Annotated in this window: 13 protein-coding genes, 3 tRNA genes, 3 rRNA genes and 1 pseudogene; all 20 read right to left on the bottom strand. The window is 40.0% G+C overall.

Features of this window, described 5'->3' with window-relative positions:
• Window positions 1-64: 64 nt before the first annotated feature.
• The 20 genes and pseudogenes from MP387_RS00095 to dnaA all read right to left on the bottom strand — a co-directional run bounded on the left by MP387_RS00095 (window position 65) and on the right by dnaA (window position 19,821).
• Window positions 65-138 (bottom strand) — tRNA-Asn (locus MP387_RS00095).
• A 5-nt stretch (window positions 139-143) separates the two neighbouring features.
• Window positions 144-259, bottom strand: a 5S ribosomal RNA gene (rrf, locus tag MP387_RS00090).
• Window positions 260-335: 76 nt separating this feature from the next.
• Window positions 336-3,236, bottom strand: a 23S ribosomal RNA gene (locus MP387_RS00085).
• 122 nt (window positions 3,237-3,358) lie between these two features.
• Window positions 3,359-3,431, bottom strand: a tRNA-Ala gene (locus MP387_RS00080).
• A gap of 51 nt (window positions 3,432-3,482) precedes the next feature.
• Window positions 3,483-5,029: ribosomal RNA gene (locus MP387_RS00075) — 16S ribosomal RNA — on the bottom strand.
• Together the 16S, 23S and 5S rRNA genes with 3 tRNA genes alongside form the textbook arrangement of a ribosomal RNA operon.
• A gap of 232 nt (window positions 5,030-5,261) precedes the next feature.
• A tRNA-Glu gene (locus MP387_RS00070) sits at window positions 5,262-5,333 on the bottom strand.
• Window positions 5,334-5,378: 45 nt separating this feature from the next.
• A pseudogene (locus MP387_RS00065) lies at window positions 5,379-5,651 on the bottom strand (23S rRNA (uracil(1939)-C(5))-methyltransferase RlmD); the annotation flags it as partial.
• A gap of 39 nt (window positions 5,652-5,690) precedes the next feature.
• Window positions 5,691-7,649, bottom strand: coding sequence for an ATP-dependent zinc metalloprotease FtsH (gene ftsH, locus MP387_RS00060; protein ID WP_000744587.1), 1,959 nt, complete (start codon window positions 7,647-7,649; stop codon window positions 5,691-5,693).
• A gap of 15 nt (window positions 7,650-7,664) precedes the next feature.
• Window positions 7,665-8,207 carry a hypoxanthine phosphoribosyltransferase gene (gene hpt / locus MP387_RS00055; protein ID WP_000889402.1) on the bottom strand — a complete coding sequence of 181 codons (543 nt, stop codon included), beginning with the start codon at window positions 8,205-8,207 and terminating at the stop codon, window positions 7,665-7,667.
• Between the two features lie 4 nt (window positions 8,208-8,211).
• Window positions 8,212-9,489, bottom strand: coding sequence for a tRNA lysidine(34) synthetase TilS (tilS, locus tag MP387_RS00050; protein ID WP_242746649.1), 1,278 nt, complete (start codon window positions 9,487-9,489; stop codon window positions 8,212-8,214).
• Window positions 9,486-10,754 (bottom strand): serine hydrolase, encoded by a 1,269-nt coding sequence (locus MP387_RS00045; RefSeq protein WP_242746645.1) that lies wholly within the window; start codon window positions 10,752-10,754, stop codon window positions 9,486-9,488. The genes tilS and MP387_RS00045 overlap by 4 nt, the downstream gene beginning before the upstream one ends.
• Window positions 10,747-10,869: an SP_0009 family protein gene (locus MP387_RS09130; protein WP_000429343.1), complete on the bottom strand. Its 123-nt coding sequence runs from the start codon at window positions 10,867-10,869 to the stop codon at window positions 10,747-10,749. The genes MP387_RS00045 and MP387_RS09130 overlap by 8 nt, the downstream gene beginning before the upstream one ends.
• A 4-nt stretch (window positions 10,870-10,873) precedes the next feature.
• The gene (locus tag MP387_RS00040; protein ID WP_242746642.1) at window positions 10,874-11,242 is read right to left on the bottom strand and encodes a septum formation initiator family protein; all 369 of its coding nucleotides are present in this window, start codon (window positions 11,240-11,242) and stop codon (window positions 10,874-10,876) included.
• Entirely contained in the window at window positions 11,235-11,501 is a 267-nt protein-coding gene (locus tag MP387_RS00035) for an RNA-binding S4 domain-containing protein (RefSeq protein ID WP_001234975.1), read from the bottom strand. Before MP387_RS00035 ends, MP387_RS00040 begins: the two co-directional genes overlap by 8 nt.
• Window positions 11,502-11,558: 57 nt before the next feature.
• On the bottom strand, window positions 11,559-15,062 hold the full coding sequence (gene mfd / locus MP387_RS00030) for a transcription-repair coupling factor (protein WP_242746639.1): 3,504 nt from the start codon (window positions 15,060-15,062) through the stop codon (window positions 11,559-11,561).
• Window positions 15,063-15,632, bottom strand: a complete 570-nt coding sequence (gene pth / locus MP387_RS00025; RefSeq protein WP_242746635.1) for an aminoacyl-tRNA hydrolase — start codon at window positions 15,630-15,632, stop codon at window positions 15,063-15,065.
• Window positions 15,633-15,705: 73 nt separating this feature from the next.
• On the bottom strand, window positions 15,706-16,821 hold the full coding sequence (gene ychF / locus MP387_RS00020; RefSeq protein ID WP_242746632.1) for a redox-regulated ATPase YchF: 1,116 nt from the start codon (window positions 16,819-16,821) through the stop codon (window positions 15,706-15,708).
• 84 nt (window positions 16,822-16,905) lie between these two features.
• The gene (locus tag MP387_RS00015) at window positions 16,906-17,100 is read right to left on the bottom strand and encodes a DUF951 domain-containing protein (protein ID WP_242746630.1); all 195 of its coding nucleotides are present in this window, start codon (window positions 17,098-17,100) and stop codon (window positions 16,906-16,908) included.
• 64 nt (window positions 17,101-17,164) lie between these two features.
• Window positions 17,165-18,301: a DNA polymerase III subunit beta gene (dnaN, locus tag MP387_RS00010; protein ID WP_242746626.1), complete on the bottom strand. Its 1,137-nt coding sequence runs from the start codon at window positions 18,299-18,301 to the stop codon at window positions 17,165-17,167.
• 158 nt (window positions 18,302-18,459) lie between these two features.
• Window positions 18,460-19,821, bottom strand: coding sequence for a chromosomal replication initiator protein DnaA (gene dnaA, locus MP387_RS00005; protein ID WP_061853355.1), 1,362 nt, complete (start codon window positions 19,819-19,821; stop codon window positions 18,460-18,462).

Genomic DNA, 19,821 nt, shown 5'->3' with positions numbered 1-19,821 from the left:
GAAATTTCAACAATCCACTATATTTATAAATAAAAAAACGCTCAGTTGAACGTTTCGATTTATACTCCGCCAGTAGGACTCGAACCTACGACATCATGATTAACAGTCATGCGCTACTACCAACTGAGCTATGGCGGATAAAAGCTAAGCGACTTCCATATCTCACAGGGGGCAACCCCCAACTACTTCCGGCGTTCTAGGGCTTAACTGCTGTGTTCGGCATGGGTACAGGTGTATCTCCTAGGCTATCGTCACTTAACTCTGAGTAATACCTACTCAAAATTGAATATCTATCAAATACCAAGAAAACCTCACACTTCGTATTCTCAGTTACTTTGGATAAGTCCTCGAGCTATTAGTATTAGTCCGCTACATGTGTCGCCACACTTCCACTTCTAACCTATCTACCTGATCATCTCTCAGGGCTCTTACTGATATAAAATCATGGGAAATCTCATCTTGAGGTGGGTTTCACACTTAGATGCTTTCAGCGTTTATCCCTTCCCTACATAGCTACCCAGCGATGCCTTTGGCAAGACAACTGGTACACCAGCGGTAAGTCCACTCTGGTCCTCTCGTACTAGGAGCAGATCCTCTCAAATTTCCTACGCCCGCGACGGATAGGGACCGAACTGTCTCACGACGTTCTGAACCCAGCTCGCGTGCCGCTTTAATGGGCGAACAGCCCAACCCTTGGGACCGACTACAGCCCCAGGATGCGACGAGCCGACATCGAGGTGCCAAACCTCCCCGTCGATGTGAACTCTTGGGGGAGATAAGCCTGTTATCCCCAGGGTAGCTTTTATCCGTTGAGCGATGGCCCTTCCATACGGAACCACCGGATCACTAAGCCCGACTTTCGTCCCTGCTCGAGTTGTAGCTCTCGCAGTCAAGCTCCCTTATACCTTTACACTCTGCGAATGATTTCCAACCATTCTGAGGGAACCTTTGGGCGCCTCCGTTACCTTTTAGGAGGCGACCGCCCCAGTCAAACTGCCCGTCAGACACTGTCTCCGATAGGGATAACCTATCCGGGTTAGAGTGGCCATAACACAAGGGTAGTATCCCAACAACGTCTCCTTCGAAACTGGCGTCCCGATCTCATAGACTCCTACCTATCCTGTACATGTGGTACAGACACTCAATATCAAACTGCAGTAAAGCTCCATGGGGTCTTTCCGTCCTGTCGCGGGTAACCTGCATCTTCACAGGTACTAAAATTTCACCGAGTCTCTCGTTGAGACAGTGCCCAAATCATTACGCCTTTCGTGCGGGTCGGAACTTACCCGACAAGGAATTTCGCTACCTTAGGACCGTTATAGTTACGGCCGCCGTTTACTGGGGCTTCAATTCATACCTTCGCTTACGCTAAGCACTCCTCTTAACCTTCCAGCACCGGGCAGGCGTCACCCCCTATACATCATCTTACGATTTAGCAGAGAGCTGTGTTTTTGATAAACAGTTGCTTGGGCCTATTCACTGCGGCTGACGTAAAGTCAGCACCCCTTCTCCCGAAGTTACGGGGTCATTTTGCCGAGTTCCTTAACGAGAGTTCTCTCGCTCACCTGAGGCTACTCGCCTCGACTACCTGTGTCGGTTTGCGGTACGGGTAGAGTATGTTTAAACGCTAGAAGCTTTTCTTGGCAGTGTGACGTCACTAACTTCGCTACTAAACTTCGCTCCCCATCACAGCTCAATGTTATAGATATAAGCATTTGACTCATATCACACCTCACTGCTTAGACAGACACTTCCATTCGTCTGCTTTAGTTAGCCTACTGCGTCCCTCCATCACTACATACTCTAGTACAGGAATATCAACCTGTTGTCCATCGGATACACCTTTCGGTCTCTCCTTAGGTCCCGACTAACCCAGGGCGGACGAGCCTTCCCCTGGAAACCTTAGTCTTACGGTGGACAGGATTCTCACCTGTCTTTCGCTACTCATACCGGCATTCTCACTTCTATGCGTTCCAGCACTCCTCACGGTATACCTTCTTCACACATAGAACGCTCTCCTACCATACCTATAAAGGTATCCACAGCTTCGGTAAATTGTTTTAGCCCCGGTACATTTTCGGCGCAGGGTCACTCGACTAGTGAGCTATTACGCACTCTTTGAATGAATAGCTGCTTCTAAGCTAACATCCTAGTTGTCTGTGCAACCCCACATCCTTTTCCACTTAACAATTATTTTGGGACCTTAGCTGGTGGTCTGGGCTGTTTCCCTTTCGACTACGGATCTTAGCACTCGCAGTCTGACTGCCGACCATAATTCATTGGCATTCGGAGTTTATCTGAGATTGGTAATCCGGGATGGACCCCTCACCCAAACAGTGCTCTACCTCCAAGAATCTTTATGTCGACGCTAGCCCTAAAGCTATTTCGGAGAGAACCAGCTATCTCCAAGTTCGTTTGGAATTTCTCCGCTACCCACAAGTCATCCAAGCACTTTTCAACGTGCCCTGGTTCGGTCCTCCAGTGCGTCTTACCGCACCTTCAACCTGCTCATGGGTAGGTCACATGGTTTCGGGTCTACGACATGATACTAAAGCGCCCTATTCAGACTCGGTTTCCCTGCGGCTCCGTCTCTTCAACTTAACCTCGCATCATATCGTAACTCGCCGGTTCATTCTACAAAAGGCACGCTCTCACCCATTAACGGGCTCGAACTTGTTGTAGGCACACGGTTTCAGGTTCTATTTCACTCCCCTCCCGGGGTGCTTTTCACCTTTCCCTCACGGTACTGGTTCACTATCGGTCACTAGGGAGTATTTAGGGTTGGGAGATGGTCCTCCCAGATTCCGACGGGATTTCACGTGTCCCGCCGTACTCAGGATACTGCTAGGTACAAAGACTATTTTAAATACGAGGCTATTACTCTCTTTGGCTGATCTTCCCAAATCATTCTTCTATAATCTTTGAGTCCACATTGCAGTCCTACAACCCCGAAGAGTAAACTCTTCGGTTTGCCCTCCTGCCGTTTCGCTCGCCGCTACTAAGGCAATCGCTTTTGCTTTCTCTTCCTGCAGCTACTTAGATGTTTCAGTTCACTGCGTCTTCCTCCTCACATCCTTAACAGATGCGGGTAACAGGTAGTACCTGTTGGGTTCCCCCATTCGGAAATCCCTGGATCATCGCTTACTTACAGCTACCCAAGGCATATCGTCGTTTGTCACGTCCTTCTTCGGCTCCTAGTGCCAAGGCATCCACCGTGCGCCCTTATTAACTTAACCTTATTTTTTGACCTTTCAGTCATAAACTCTTTTAATACTACAGCGTTTCGGTTTATTTTCTTGTTACTATTTGATATAGATATTCAATTTTCAATGTGCATTACTTGGTGATCTCTCACCAATGGAGCCTAGCGGGATCGAACCGCTGACCTCCTGCGTGCAAAGCAGGCGCTCTCCCAGCTGAGCTAAGGCCCCACAAGACCTCTCAAGACTAAACAAGACCAATGTGCAGTTCCTTATCCTTAGAAAGGAGGTGATCCAGCCGCACCTTCCGATACGGCTACCTTGTTACGACTTCACCCCAATCATCTATCCCACCTTAGGCGGCTGGCTCCTAAAAGGTTACCTCACCGACTTCGGGTGTTACAAACTCTCGTGGTGTGACGGGCGGTGTGTACAAGGCCCGGGAACGTATTCACCGCGGCGTGCTGATCCGCGATTACTAGCGATTCCGACTTCATGTAGGCGAGTTGCAGCCTACAATCCGAACTGAGACTGGCTTTAAGAGATTAGCTTGCCGTCACCGGCTTGCGACTCGTTGTACCAGCCATTGTAGCACGTGTGTAGCCCAGGTCATAAGGGGCATGATGATTTGACGTCATCCCCACCTTCCTCCGGTTTATTACCGGCAGTCTCGCTAGAGTGCCCAACTGAATGATGGCAACTAACAATAGGGGTTGCGCTCGTTGCGGGACTTAACCCAACATCTCACGACACGAGCTGACGACAACCATGCACCACCTGTCACCTCTGTCCCGAAGGAAAACTCTATCTCTAGAGCGGTCAGAGGGATGTCAAGACCTGGTAAGGTTCTTCGCGTTGCTTCGAATTAAACCACATGCTCCACCGCTTGTGCGGGCCCCCGTCAATTCCTTTGAGTTTCAACCTTGCGGTCGTACTCCCCAGGCGGAGTGCTTAATGCGTTAGCTGCGGCACTAAACCCCGGAAAGGGTCTAACACCTAGCACTCATCGTTTACGGCGTGGACTACCAGGGTATCTAATCCTGTTTGCTCCCCACGCTTTCGAGCCTCAGCGTCAGTTACAAGCCAGAGAGCCGCTTTCGCCACCGGTGTTCCTCCATATATCTACGCATTTCACCGCTACACATGGAATTCCACTCTCCCCTCTTGCACTCAAGTTAAACAGTTTCCAAAGCGTACTATGGTTAAGCCACAGCCTTTAACTTCAGACTTATCTAACCGCCTGCGCTCGCTTTACGCCCAATAAATCCGGACAACGCTCGGGACCTACGTATTACCGCGGCTGCTGGCACGTAGTTAGCCGTCCCTTTCTGGTAAGATACCGTCACAGTGTGAACTTTCCACTCTCACACTCGTTCTTCTCTTACAACAGAGCTTTACGATCCGAAAACCTTCTTCACTCACGCGGCGTTGCTCGGTCAGACTTCCGTCCATTGCCGAAGATTCCCTACTGCTGCCTCCCGTAGGAGTCTGGGCCGTGTCTCAGTCCCAGTGTGGCCGATCACCCTCTCAGGTCGGCTATGTATCGTTGCCTTGGTGAGCCGTTACCTCACCAACTAGCTAATACAACGCAGGTCCATCTGGTAGTGATGCAATTGCACCTTTTAAGTATATGTCATGCAACATCTACTCTTATGCGGTATTAGCTATCGTTTCCAATAGTTATCCCCCGCTACCAGGCAGGTTACCTACGCGTTACTCACCCGTTCGCAACTCATCCAGAGAAGCAAGCTCCTCCTTCAGCGTTCTACTTGCATGTATTAGGCACGCCGCCAGCGTTCGTCCTGAGCCAGGATCAAACTCTCATTAAAAGTTTGAGTTCTCACTCATTTCTGTCACTGACAGATTTATTGTTTTTTTCATTGTTCAGTACTATAACCTCAGTTATAGTGCCCTGCACATTGGTTCGTCTTGTTCAGTTTTCAAAGGTCTTTGTCACTCATTCTCTCTCAAGCGACAACTATATTAGTATATCACAGCCATCTGTCTCTGTCAACAGATTTTTTAAACTTTTTTCCAAGTTTTTTTACCACAATATACCCATAGTCCGTACGGGATTCGAACCCGTGTTACCGCCGTGAAAAGGCGGTGTCTTAACCCCTTGACCAACGGACCTTGAGCTTTTCAACTCTTTCTATTATACCTACTTTTCCGCCTTTGTCAAGAACTTTTTTCAGTGAATTTGATTTTTCTTTTCTTCACTAACTTAACCACTGCTTCTGTTCGTGCAGTGTGGGGAAACATATCGACCGACTGGATATACTGGAGGTCATAGACTTTTACTAGTTTAACCAAATCTCGTGCCAAGGTCGAAACATTGCAAGATACATAGACCATTTTTTCTGGAACATAGGTCAGAATGGTATCCAGTAGCTTATCATCTAAACCTGTACGTGGAGGGTCAACTATCAAGGCATCTGCTCGGTAGCCATCACATTAGAACATAAAAAGAGAGGTTGAACCTCTCTAAATTTATTTTTCTTCACTCATTTTTGATTTTACTTCATCATAAGATAGTGCATGTGATTCCTCTTCTACGGTCTCAGGCATTTTACCTGTTTCGTAAAGAGATTTAATCTGTGTACTATCTAATGTTTCGTATTTCAACAATGCTTCTGCAATCAGTTTGTGGGTTTCACGATTTGATTGGATAATTTCAGCAGCTTTGTTTCGTGCCTCATTTAATAATGAACGAACTTCCTCATCAATCTCATAGGCTGTTTGTTCTGAAATTGATTTTTGAGGACTTTGTGCACCAAACATAGCATGATTACCTTCGTATTGAACTGGGCCAAGTTTTTCACTCATACCGTATTCAGTGACCATTGCACGCGCCATCTGTGTAGCTTGTTCAAAGTCATTTGAAGCTCCTGTCGTTTGGACATTAAAGATAATCTCTTCAGCTACACGACCACCCATCAAACCTGCCAATTGCTCTTTCATGTCTTCTTTAGATAGAAGCATTTGATCCTCTTTCGGAAGTGCAATCATGTAGCCACCTGCACGTCCACGTGGTACAATGGTAACTTTATGAACAACACGGGCATTTGACAAGACTAAACCAACAATGGTATGTCCAGCCTCATGATAAGCAACCAATTCACGTTCCCTTTGTGATACTGTTTTATCTTTCTTAGACGGCCCAGCAATCACTCTGTCCTCTGCCTCATCAATATCTGAAGCATCAATGATTGATTTGTTGCGACGAGCAGCAACTAAGGCCGCTTCATTTAGAACATTTTCTAAGTCAGCTCCCACAAATCCTGGGGTTTGTTGGGCAACTAGTTTCAAATCAACATCGTCTGCCAGAGGTTTATTTTTAGCATGAACTTTCAAGATTGCTTCACGACCTTTAACATCAGGGCGACCAACTAAGACTTTTCTATCAAAACGTCCTGGACGGAGAAGAGCTGGATCTAGAACATCTGAACGGTTCGTCGCAGCGATAACGATGATTCCTTCATTTCCCTCAAAACCATCCATCTCAATCAAGAGTTGGTTCAAGGTTTGTTCACGTTCATCATTACCTCCACCAAGACCGACACCACGTTGGCGACCAACGGCATCAATTTCATCGATAAAGATGATGGCTGGCGCTGCTTTTTTTGCATCCTCAAAAAGAGAACGAACGCGGCTTGCACCAACTCCGACAAACATTTCTACAAAGTCAGAACCTGAGATACTAAAGAATGGAACACCTGCTTCCCCAGCAACTGCCTTAGCAAGTAATGTCTTACCTGTTCCCGGAGGTCCCTCCAAAAGAACACCTGCAGGAATACGCGCACCAAGTTTTGTAAATCGTTTTGGATCTTTTAGGAATTCAACAACTTCTACTAATTCTTGTTTTTCTTCCTCGGCACCTGCAACATCTGAGAATCGTACCTTGATATCTTCTTTGTTAGCAGCTTTGGCCTTGCTACGTCCAAAACTCATTGGATTTCGGCCACTATTTCCTCCCATATTTCCCATCATAGAGAATAGGAAGAAGAAGAGAATAGCAAATGGGACAACAGACACAAGGATATTGATCCACATACCGCTTGAACTCTCATGTTTGACTGTTACTTCTGCCTGATGTTCAGAAGCAAGTTTTTGCAATTCTGACACTGTTGAATCAGACGGAAGAATAGTACTTGAGAATCTTTCTACTGTTGTAGCTGTAGGAGTGAAAAATTGAATTCCTGTTTCTTCTTTACTAGTCTTAGGATTTTTATAAACACCAGACACTTCAATGATGCTGCCATTTGGCTGATAGGTTAATTCTTTTACATTGTCTGCTGTAATTTCTTTTACCAATTCTGTATAGTTAATTTTTTCACTTCGTCCAGCAGTATTTCCAGAGTAAAAATACTGGAATCCTGTCACTAGGAAGAAGATAATTAACAAGTATAGAAATGGATTTCTAACTAAACCATTATTTTGTTTTTTCATTAAAGATAAATCTTTCTAATTTGAATAAACTTCTTCTTTCAATACTCCGACATAAGGAAGGTTACGATAATTTTCTTTATAGTCCAAACCATAACCTACTACAAACTCATTTGGAATAGTAAAGCAAGTATAATCTGCCTCAATTTCAACAACGCGTCCCTCTGGTTTGTCCAACAAAGTCGCAATTTTAACAGAAGCTGCTTCTCTTGCAATAAACATATCTCTCAAATTCTTCAAGGTTTGACCAGTATCGATGATATCTTCTACAAATAGAACATGTCTTCCTTTGATATCTTGAGTCACGTCTTGCTTGATATTGATCACACCACTACTTGCAGTTCCACCATGGTAGCTAGATACCATCATGAAGTCCATCTCGATATGCGTATCAATATGCTTAACCAATTCAGCCATAAAAGGAATCGATCCTTTCAAAATTCCAATAAGAATTGGATTTTTCCCCTCATATTCTTTTGTTAGTTGCGCACCTAGCTTTTTAGCTGCTTCTGTAATTTCATCATGTGAAACGAGGATTTTTTTAATATCGTGTTCTAACATCTTTTTACCTATCTATTTTTTCTATATAAATCACAGTGTTCATTATATCATTTTTCGTGTTTTTACTCAAATCACTGGTCGCAATTCCTGAAATTGAGACAATTTCTCCAAATTGCTCAATAATAGGGGTTGTTTTTCGTTTTTCAATAGGGATTTTCAAATCTATAAATAAACGTCTCAGTTTCTTTCGATGACCATTCAGGGTAATAACATCGCCAGGTTTTCGACATCTAATATGTACAGATGTTTCCCGTGAAACCGTTACTTTTTGAACAAAATCCCCTTCAATAGGAATGCCAAAGGAAAATAAATAGCCCATATATCGAACTTGATTTTGATAGTGTAACACAAGTTCATCTTCCTTTTCATCGGCCTGAGGACTGATTTTACAAATTTGAAACCGTTGATACTCTTTTATCAATTCGTAGCCATTTTTAAGAGAATGACAATACTGACTTTTCGTTGCTAAAATCTGTCGAACTTCAGCAAACTGAGCCTTTGTCAGATTTAAGTCTGGAAATTGATTAAGATAGTTCTGAAGCAAGACCCCTTGAGTTTGTTGGGAATATGAGAAAAGCTCATTCAAATCTTCCACATCAATCTGTTCAGAAAGTTCCATTATTGTTGCTTGGTAATCTGAAACTTCCATTCCAAAATCTAAAAGGGCGGATTTAAGACGAGGATTTTCTTTTTCAAGTTCTGGTAAATACCTATTCCGAATGCGATTGCGAAAATAGGTATTTTCCTGATTTGTTTGATCTTCGAAATGAAAAATTGGTGGGAAGTCTGTTTTATGAAAATGCAACAAGGGTCGGATGATTTCAATATCATCAACTACTTGAATTTCTTTTATTCCTGTTAAATGGCGTAGTCGACTTCCTCGAATCAAGCGCATCAAAATCGTTTCAACCTGATCATCTGCATGGTGGGCAGTGACCAAGGCAGTCGCTCCAACCTCTTTCATGATTTTCCTAAAAAAATCATAACGAAACTCTCGAGCACGCGCTTCTGAAAAGTCTCCTGAAAAGCTTGTGATATAAATAGGAAGTCCAGCTGCATCAGCTAACTTCCTTAGTTCATTTTCCTCCCAGTCAGACTCACTTCTCTGCTTGTGATTGACATGAGCTAAAATCAGCTCAATTTCCAACTCTTCTTGATAAGTAGACAATAGATGAAATAAAAACATCGAATCCAGTCCACCAGACAGAGCCAATACGACTTTAGAATATTTTTTGAAATACTCTTTTTGGAGAAAATGATTTAAAAAATCCTGCTCCCTCATTTTAGAACCTCATAGACGTCCTTGGCTATCTTAGCAATAGTGTCATAATCAGAATTTTTGGTGAAAATGGAAAGAACAAAAGGAGAATCCGTATAAACAATCGCAGTGTCATGTTTAAACTCATCCGCATCTCCGATTTTATGAGCTACCTTAACCGAAACACCTTTTGCGATTCGTTGGTTGTCAAAATCAGTCTTACCTAGAGACTCTAAGACAAAACCATTCTGATTATAAATAGCTTCCATGACTTTTCCAGCCATTTTTGAAGAAGTTAGTTTATCATTCACATCCCAATCTTCGCCCATAATGGTGGACATTTTTTCTTTGAAAGCCCCGTCAGATTGATTGGTCACGTAATAACCTAAAATATTATGAGCAACATTATCAGACTCTTTTGTTACCTTGGTAATTAACTGTTGAAGACTGTATTCTTTGTTATCTTCTTTTTTAGGTAAGCTACCACTACCTTCTGGTTTATAGGACCCAGGGAAACTATTTACTTCCGGGACATACTTGAAGCTACTGTCTAACGTATACTCTCCTTGATTTATCTTATCTTGAGCATAATAAAGATAGGCTAGTTTCAAGATGCTAGCTGCATAAAATTTGCTGTCTTCATTCACCCCAGCCTCTTTACCTGTACTCAGTTGTTTAACATAAATAGAATAATTTTCGTTCTGATAGTTGTTTGATAAAACTTCTTGAACCTTCTGGATGCGATTGTCTTCTTCCGAGACGAACTCTTTTGATACCCACCCAACTTGATCAATATGAAGAAATTCTTGTCCCTCAGCAAAGAGGGTTCTATCCACTGTTACGCGTTGATAGGGAGAGAGGAATGAAGAAATTTCTTTAGTGTCATAAGGGCTGTTATAGATAACAAACCCTGACTCCAACCATACTTGTCTATTTTGAGTTTGAACTTGACTTTGATCATAGACCAAACGCTTATCTGCAAGAATAAACTGGTGATTATCTAATTTAAAAACAGGAGCACCTTGTCTATTCAAACGCCATTCTACGATTTTAAAGGTGGTTCCAGGAATCAATTTACCAGACTCCTTAACAAGATCCTCATTAGCATAGACGGCTGTTTCTCCATATACCATTGGGGATTCCAGAGTTTCTTTATAGTAGAATCCATAATCAGACTCGGTTAGATAATAAATTTCTTGCGAAGAGTAAGAAAGCTGTTTTTCTGTGCTAACTACTCTTGAGGTTATGATAAAAGCAGGTAGCAATAAAACTACTAAGAACTTACGCATTCTTCTCTTCCCTTTCTTCTTGTAATCGTAATAAATGGTTTTTAGCTGCCAATTCCTCTAATTTTTCATCTGATAAACTTAAAAATTGCTCAACAACTTCCAATAAATTTTCCATGACATTACCTCGGAAGCAAATCAGGAATTGTGTAAATTGCTTCTCGTTTCTTTGAGTAATAGTACTTGGCGCGTGCATATTTTGCTACATAGTCTTCATCTTTCAACTTTGCAGCAAAAGCAGATTCCTTATCCTTTTCGTCACTAAGAGTTTGGTACTGCTCTTTCAACTCTGTCAATTGCTGACGGCGTTGCAGTAACTGATCATAGCTTTGAGCCAAGTTATAAGTTGGTAAAATAAACAACAAGATCATCAAAATAAGGACCAAACCCATAAAACGATTTCGTTTTTGTCTCTCCTTCATCAGGTAACGACGACGTTGATGTTCATTTTGAATAAAAGAATTATTCATCTGTACAATATTTTTAGACATTTTCTTCTACCCGTGTTTCACTGAGAATTTCATACATGCCTGCTGCATCTTCTTTTTTTGTACTATCTTTCATTTCTAGTACTTTAACAAGCAACAACTTATTTCCAAAGCGAATTTCAACTTGGTCATCAACTTTCAAATCCGTTGAACTTTTGGCCAAAATTCCATTTACCTTGATTCTACCTTTATCTGCTACTTCTTTTGCGACTGTGCGGCGCTTAATAATTCGTGATACTTTTAAATACTTGTCTAATCTCATTTTTATTACCTCAAATTATTATTGTACCATTTTTATCCTTTTTATAGAAGAAAAATGTTAAATGGGATTTGCTTCCTTTGATTCTTTTATCTCTAATAAACTTTCTCCAAAAATCAGCAAACCTTCTAAAATTTCATAATCCTTCTTGTTTCGGACATCGAATACAACTTCCATTAATCCCTTATTCTCAGCTATGGCTGCTTTTAAGTTCGTTGCGGATAAAGCTTTAAAATAATCTTGAGCCAAGAATAGTCGTTGAGTGACTTTTTCAAATTGAACTGTAATCTTGTTATCTTTTCTTTCCACACGTTCTACAAAGACCTTGTCCAAATATGACTTAACCAAACCAATCTCTAAAAGGTAGACTACTACATCTGGGTATTCTCCAAAGCGATCCATCAATTCTTCTTGTAGTTCTTCATAGTTGACACGATTGCCAATTTGACGAATTTTCTTGTAAATTTCAATCTTATGTCGTTGGTCAGAAATATAAGTGTCAGGAAGATAGGCGTCGATTTGTAAAATCAACTCAGCATTTCCTTTGCTTCTTTTATTCCCATTGCCGTTCCGTTTAGCAATAGCTTCCTCTAGTAACTGCGAATACAATTCAAAACCAACAGAATCAATGAAACCAGACTGGGACTTTCCTAGGAGATTTCCTGCTCCGCGAATCGAAAGATCTCGCATCGCAATCTTAAATCCTGAGCCTAATTCTGTAAATCCCTTAATAGCTTCTAATCTCTTCTCAGAAACTTCACTGATTGATTTTTCTGGACGATACATGAGATAGGCATAAGCGATGCGATTGCTACGACCAACTCTTCCTCTTAATTGATACAAGGTTGACAAGCCCATGTGGTCTGCATTTTCAATAAATAAGGTATTGGCGTTTGGAATATCCACTCCTGTCTCAATAATAGTAGTTGTCACCAAAATATCATACTGACCTTCAATAAAGTCCAATAAAGTATTTTCCAACTGAATTTCACTCATTTGTCCATGAACATACCCAATCGAAGCTTCTGGAATCAACTCTTGTAATTCTGAAACCTTCCGATCAATAGTGTCAACTTTGTTGTAAAGATAGTAAACTTGACCTCCACGTTCCATTTCACGCAAGACAGCATCACGAATCACACTATCATTCTTTTCCAAAACATAGGTTTGAACAGGATAGCGATTGGTTGGAGGAGTTTCAATGACAGACAAATCTCTGATTCCTAGCATAGACATATGAAGAGTACGAGGAATCGGCGTTGCTGTCAAGGTTAGAACATCTACTTGTTTTTTCAGTTCTTTCAAAGTTTCCTTATGCTTAACACCGAATCGTTGTTCCTCATCAATAATCATCAAGCCCAAATCAGAAAATACAACATCTTTTGACAAAACACGATGCGTTCCAATCAAAATATCAACTTGACCATTCTTTAATTTTTCAAGTGTCTCTGCCTGCTCTTTTTTACTTCTAAAGCGACTCAACACATCAATATTAACAGCAAAATTTTGGAATCTTTCCTTAAAATTCGTATAGTGTTGTTGTGCTAACACCGTCGTCGGAACTAGAACAACAACCTGTTTGTGATCATTGACAGCCTTAAATGCTGCACGCATTGCAACTTCAGTCTTTCCAAAACCAACATCCCCAACTAAAAGTCGATCCATGGGATGAGAATCCTGCATATCTCTCTTGATTTCCTCAATACTACGAAGTTGATCATCCGTTTCAACATAAGGGAAAGCATCATCAAAAGCATGTTGATCATCATCATCAGCTGAGAAAGCAAAGCCTTTCAATTGACTGCGTTCAGAATAGAGTTTTATTAAATCGTCAGCTATATCCTCTACCTGGTTCTTAACTTTTTGCTTGGCCTTTTTGAAATGACCGTCATTTAATTTATTGAGTTTTGGAGGTTTCCCATCACTTGAAACATATTTAGACAGTAACTGAATCTGCTCTACTGGGATAGAGATTTGGTCACCATTTTGATATTGAACACTGACATAATCACGGTGAATCCCTTTGATTTCAATTGTTTCAATTCCTAGATATTGACCAATTCCATGGATATGGTGAACAACGTAGTCCCCTTTTTCAAGTTCATTGTAATCTTTTAATCTCTCTGCGTTTGAAACATGTTGTCTTCGAAAACGACGTTTCAATTTCTTTTGAAAAATCTCATGTTCAGTAATCAAGAGAATTTTTTCATCTACAAAATGAAAACCATGTCTTAGATTACCCTCAATCAAGTTTACAGATTCTTTACAGATACTTGACTTATCTCTGGAATCCAATTTGATCTGATATTCCTCTAAAACATCCTCCAACGTCTTACTTCCCATTGAATTGCTAGACTGCAAGATAATAGTGTAGTCCATTTTTTTATATCGCTCAATTTCTTCTTTAAGAAAAGAAAACTGATTGAAGAATTCTTGCATGGGGTATTGATTAAATTGATAAATGTGATCAAACTTGAGATTTCCTAAGCCCTTTTGCAGATTAGAGAAAAAGGTAACTGGACTTTGTTTTTTATAGGTTTGCTCAGTATCTGCAAAATACTTCATCTCAGAAAATGATTTACCATTCTGTAAATCTTCTGTAAAGTATTGCGCTAATTCTCTTTCAAAAGCTTCATACTGATTCATCAATTTTTGATAGTCATCAAAGAATACTGGTGTATCTTTTTCAATATAATCAAAGACAGTCCATGTTTTATCGTAACATAAGGACAAAAACTTTCGACTATCTGAATGTACTTGTTTTTGATGAAAACTTGACAAAATTTCTTCTAGATAGGATTTCAAAATTGGTGATAGAGTCTTCGAAATTTGCTTCTCTAAAGCTGACTGACCTCGTTGATAATCCTTTTCTCTCAAAAGTATGTCGCTAGCTGGAAAGATAGTGAGGTTTGTCTGATTTTCTTTCGATAATTGTGTTTCGACTTCAAAAGTACGAATACCATCTACTTCATCTCCAAAAAACTCGATTCGGAAAGGTTCTAACTGAGACATCTCAAAAATATCTAAAATATCTCCTCGAATACTAAACTCACCTTGGGTCTGTACTTGAGTAACTTTTCGATATCCAATTTCCTTTAACTGGTGAAGTAGCTCGTGTTGGTCATATTCTTCGCCAACTGCAATTTTTATAATACTTTCTTTAAATCTAGTCGGAGAGGGTAGAATCAATCGACTCGCTGCGATATTACAAACTAAAACCCCTTTCTTAGATGGATCATTCAAAAAACGCAAGGCTTCAACCCGCGAAATGATTTTTTCTTGCGAAGACATCAAAAACTCTATCATAGGAGAGTCATCTACTAAAAATGGATAGACAAATTCCTCTCCTAAGAGAGAAAGAAGATCACTGATAATTCGTTCTGCTTCTCCATAAGTCGAGGTCAGTAACACAATCTTATTTTCTTTTTCTAGGCTGCTTGCAATTGCAAGAGCCTTAGTAGACGTTGATAAACCAAGTATTAGTTGTCTTTTCTTATCTATCAGATTTTGATGCCATTTTTCTATCTGAGTATTTTCTGAGAATAAATCTAATAAAGTCACCATTTATCCATTATACCTCTGCATTGTTTTCTCAAAGTTTTTCTCTTGTAAATAGTAGTTTACAGCATCGTCAACCTTGTCAATTGACTGTAAAACACCTAGATAGTCATCCTGATCAAACTTACTTAAAACATGGTGAACCACTGACATACCTTTTTTAGGCCTTCCGATACCTATTTTAACACGATTAAAGACCTGAGTACCTATATGCTGAATAATAGACTTGATACCATTATGACCACCTGCTGAACCCTTTGCTCTTAAACGAATTTTCCCAACTTCCATGTCCAGATCGTCGTAAATAACGAGTAAATCTTTAATATCCAAACCATAATAAGTCAATAAAGCATGAACTGCTTTCCCACTTTCATTCATGAAAGTCGTTGGTTTAACAAGATAGATTTTTTCTCCATTAAAAAAAAATGATGCTAGGTCAGCTTGAAATATCTTGTCGTGTGTAAAGGTGACATTTTGTTTTTTAGCTAGTTGGTCAATCAACATAAAGCCAACATTGTGCTTGGTTTCAAAATATTTATCCCCTGGATTTCCTAATCCAACAAGTAATTTTGTCATTTATTTTTCCTTTCAAAAGCCAAAAGGGTTGGAATTTTTTTCCAACCTAATTGACACTATTTATTAAATATTATTAAACGTTAAAGCGGAATTCCATGATATCGCCATCTTGAACGATATATTCTTTTCCTTCTTCACGCAAACGCCCAGCTTCTTTTACAGCCTTTTCAGATCCATATTTCACTAGATCCTCATATGACATTGTTACTGCACGAATAAACCCTTTTTCAAAGTCTGAGTGGATAATACCAGCTGCTTGAGGAGCTTTCATCCCTCGCTTAAAGGTCCAAGCACGGACTTCTTTTTCACCAGCTGTGAAGTAAGTTCCAAGCCCAAGCAAGTGATAGGCTGCACGAGTCAACTTGTCAACGCCTGATTCTGTCAACCCAAGTGCTTCAAGAAACTCTTGCTTATCCTCATCGTCTAACTCAGAAATTTCTTCCTCAGCACGCGCGGAAATAACGACTACTTCAGCATTTTCTGTCGCTGCAAATTCACGAATTTGCTTCACATATTCGATAGAATCTGGATCTGAAACTACATACTCATCCACATTAGCAACATAAAGAACTGGTTTAGTGGTCAAAAGGAAGAGACCTTTGACAACCTTTTGTTCTTCATCTGTAAATTCAATAGTACGTGCTGATTTTCCATCTTCAAGGACTGGTTTAATCTTTTGAAGAACATTAAATTCTGCTACTGATTCTTTATCTTTTTGCGTACGTGCCATCTTTTCTACACGCGCATAGCGTTTATTAACTGATTCTAAGTCAGCAAGAATCAACTCTAGGTTAATGGTATCAATATCTGCAAGTGGATCCACAAAGGCGTCTTCACGTCCTTGCTCGCGCATCACATTTTCATCATCAAAAGCACGAACTACGTGAACAATCGCGTCTACTTCACGGATATTGGCCAAGAATTTATTCCCTAGACCTTCTCCTTTTGATGCTCCTTTTACAATCCCTGCAATATCTGTAAATTCAAAGGTTGTTGGGACTGTCTTTTTAGGTGTAATCATTTCTGTTAGTTTTTGTAGGCGTTCATCTGGAACTTCCACCATCCCAACGTTTGGATCAATAGTCGCAAATGGGTAGTTTGCCGCCTCTGCTCCTGCTTTTGTAATTGCATTAAAAAGGGTTGATTTACCAACGTTTGGCAAACCAACGATGCCTGCTGTTAAAGCCATAGTTTCTCATTCTCCGTTCTCATTTCAATCCCTAACATTATAACACAAAAAGGAAAAACTTGCTAACCCTCTAACTAAGGGTTCTTAGTCAATAATCTTATTCATTTTTCGTTCAAAATCATAACGACTCATCATAACAAGGTGGTCACAATTGCTACACTTTATTTTGATATCTGCCCCTACACGTGTAATTTCCCAACGATTAGCTTTTTTTCCTGTTGACTTAATTATACAAGCATGTGTTTTTTTCATCTCAACAAAATTTCCAACTTGATACATACTACTCTCCTTTTCTTTTTTGATTATATCATAAAAGAGGCGAGCCAGGCCCAACCTCTTTCTCTTAGTTTGTACGAACTGGTGTGATAAGCTGCATGAAATCTTCGTCAGTATCTGCTGGCACAAGAGTAAATGGACGAACTGCTGAGATAAAGCTAATGGTCACCTTCTCGCTATTTAAAGCCTTGAGGGAATCAATCAAGTAAGTTGGGTTAAAACTAATAGTCAAATCATCACCAGTCACATGCTCCGTATCGATTTCTTCGTTTACTTTACCAACTTCTGGAGAGTGAACATGGGCGCTAACAACTCCACCTTTAATTTCAAGTTTCACAGTACCATTTTGAGTCGCACTTGATAAGAGACGTGCACGCTCCATAGATTGACGTAAATTAACCACATCAAAAGTAATTGTAGTGTTAAAGTCTGTTGGAATCAAGCGATCTGTATCAGGATAATTACCTTCTAGGAGACGAGTGTAGAAGCTAATATTTTCGCTTCTAAAGAGGATTTGATTATTTGCAAAGAAAATCTCTACAGTTTCAATATCATCTGTAAATACCGCTGAAAATTCGCGTAGAGAACGACTAGGAATTACTACATCGAAATCATCACCATTTTTTTCAAGAGTCAATTTCTTCTGGCTAAGACGGTGTGAGTCTGTCGCAACTGTTTTTAGTTCTTTGTGTTGGCTCAATACGAAGTGGACACCTGTTAAGATTGGACGACTTTCTTGTGTACTTGCAGCAAAAGCTGTTTCATTGATAATTTTCTTGAGTAGTTTGGTTTCAAGAACCAAAGGAGTACTTGCTGAAATTTCTTGAATACGAGGATATTGTTCGCTATCTTTTCCTTTTAGAGTAATTTCTGATTTACCACTTGTTAAGACAATTTGTTTTTGTTCAATCTCTTTGAAATCTAGCGTTACATCTGGAAGACTGGATACAACATTGATAAAGAAAGAAGCTTCAAGAAGAATTGAACCCAAAGAAGTGATCAAAAGACCAGCGTCTTCATTCTTTTGAGAAATGAAATTTTCAATAGAAATTTGACCGTTTGATCCAATTAAAGTAATTCCTTCATTGGTAACGTCAATTTTGATTGTTGATAAAATTGGAATAGCATTTTTAGAGCTTATTGCTCGTTTTGTAGTATTTAAGGCTTGTAGAAATAAATTTTTATTGATTGAAAAATGAATCATGGATTCTCCTTTATTTATTTTTAGTATTAGAAAGTTAATAGTAATAATAGAGTGTGTGAATTCTGTGGAAAACTGAGTGCTATTTAGTAAACTTAAGCTTCTAAGCTTGTTTAAAAAATGTGGATAAAAAAGATAAGAAAGGAAAACTTATCCACAAGCTACTTAATTTTCTTTTTGATTGCTTCCATTTCTAAACGTAAATTATCGTCTTCGTCAATCAATGATTTGATTTTAGCATGGGCATGAATCACGGTGGTGTGATCCTTTCCACCAAATTCTTTTCCGATTTTCGGAAGACTGTTATCTGTCAGTTCTCTAGCTAGATACATAGCAACTTGACGCGCTAAAACGATGTTTTGAACTCGTCTCGTCCCCTTCATTTCTTTGACACTCACTCCATAAAAATTACCAACTTCAGTTTGGATTTTCTCAATTGGAATAACAAGTATCTGGCGGGCGTCTTGCTTACGTGCTCTAATAGCTTCCGCAGCAATATCAATAGTAATATCCTTAATCTTCTTCACTCTGGCAATTAAGGTGATATCGTTGATTGCTCCTTCCAATTCTCGAACATTTGAATCAAATTGGCCAGCCAAGTATTCCAGAGTATCACTTTGGAAATGGTAATCCAAGTGCTCTGTTTTACTTTGAAGAATGGCGATACGTGTTTCAAAGTCAGGAGGGGTGATATTTTGCGTCAATCCCCAACTAAAGCGCGTAACAAGTCTTTCCTCAAGGCCTTCTAGGTGTTTAGGACTTCGATCACTGGTTAGGACAATCTGTTTCTGTTTATCATGAAGAGCATTGAAGGTATTGAAAAATTCTTCCTGGGTCGCGACTTTTTTGCCACTGAGAGATTGGATATCATCGATCAACAAGAGATCAAGGCTACGGTAGGTCTTTTTGAACTTTTCCATTTCCCCAAGTCGCAAGTGTTCAAGAAAGTCATTGATAAAGCTTTCGGCAGGAATGTACTTGACACGCGCATCAGGAATATTTTTTAAAATCTCATTTCCAATCGCATTGAGTAAGTGAGTCTTTCCAAGGCCAGGTCCTCCATAGATGAAAAGAGGATTATAGGTCAGAGCTAAATCTTCAGATACAGCTAGTGCAGCAGATACCGCCCAAACATTCCCATCACCTTGAATAAAGTTATCAAAGGTATATTTTTCTTTTAATCCTGTTTCAGAATAGGGAATCGTTGGTAGTGCAGGTGTGTAATCGTAAGTAGAGACACTATTCGTATCATTTACCTGAGGAGATTCTGTACTCTGAGGTTTAGTGAAAATATAGTGAGGTTTGATTTCAGAATCATAAATTTCAAAACCAGCAGCAATGATAATATCTTTTAATTGCTTTTCCCACACCATTTCCATCTCTGATCTCGGTAGAAATATAGTAGCTGTATTTTCTTCTACTTTGATGAGTTCAGCAGGTGTAGCATAGAAATCATACATAGATCGTGTCAATCTTTCTTGAGCAAATTCTAAAATACGATTCCAAAATTGCTTTTCTTTCAA

It is taken from the genome of Streptococcus oralis (genome assembly GCF_022749195.1).
Classification (GTDB): domain Bacteria; phylum Bacillota; class Bacilli; order Lactobacillales; family Streptococcaceae; genus Streptococcus; species Streptococcus oralis_CI.
Note: the sequence above shows the minus strand (reverse complement) of the source record. Positions and strands in the feature narration are given on the sequence as shown.

Coding starts and splice junctions, on each gene's coding strand:
- mfd (WP_242746639.1), bottom strand. CDS start 15,062: ATGGTGACTTTATTAGATTTATTCTCAGAAAATACTCAGATAGAAAAA.
- MP387_RS00035 (WP_001234975.1), bottom strand. CDS start 11,501: ATGAGATTAGACAAGTATTTAAAAGTATCACGAATTATTAAGCGCCGC.
- ftsH (WP_000744587.1), bottom strand. CDS start 7,649: ATGAAAAAACAAAATAATGGTTTAGTTAGAAATCCATTTCTATACTTG.
- pth (WP_242746635.1), bottom strand. CDS start 15,632: ATGACAAAATTACTTGTTGGATTAGGAAATCCAGGGGATAAATATTTT.
- dnaN (WP_242746626.1), bottom strand. CDS start 18,301: ATGATTCATTTTTCAATCAATAAAAATTTATTTCTACAAGCCTTAAAT.
- ychF (WP_242746632.1), bottom strand. CDS start 16,821: ATGGCTTTAACAGCAGGCATCGTTGGTTTGCCAAACGTTGGTAAATCA.
- MP387_RS00040 (WP_242746642.1), bottom strand. CDS start 11,242: ATGTCTAAAAATATTGTACAGATGAATAATTCTTTTATTCAAAATGAA.
- tilS (WP_242746649.1), bottom strand. CDS start 9,489: ATGAGGGAGCAGGATTTTTTAAATCATTTTCTCCAAAAAGAGTATTTC.
- MP387_RS09130 (WP_000429343.1), bottom strand. CDS start 10,869: ATGGAAAATTTATTGGAAGTTGTTGAGCAATTTTTAAGTTTATCAGAT.
- MP387_RS00015 (WP_242746630.1), bottom strand. CDS start 17,100: ATGTATCAAGTTGGAAATTTTGTTGAGATGAAAAAAACACATGCTTGT.
- hpt (WP_000889402.1), bottom strand. CDS start 8,207: ATGTTAGAACACGATATTAAAAAAATCCTCGTTTCACATGATGAAATT.
- MP387_RS00045 (WP_242746645.1), bottom strand. CDS start 10,754: ATGCGTAAGTTCTTAGTAGTTTTATTGCTACCTGCTTTTATCATAACC.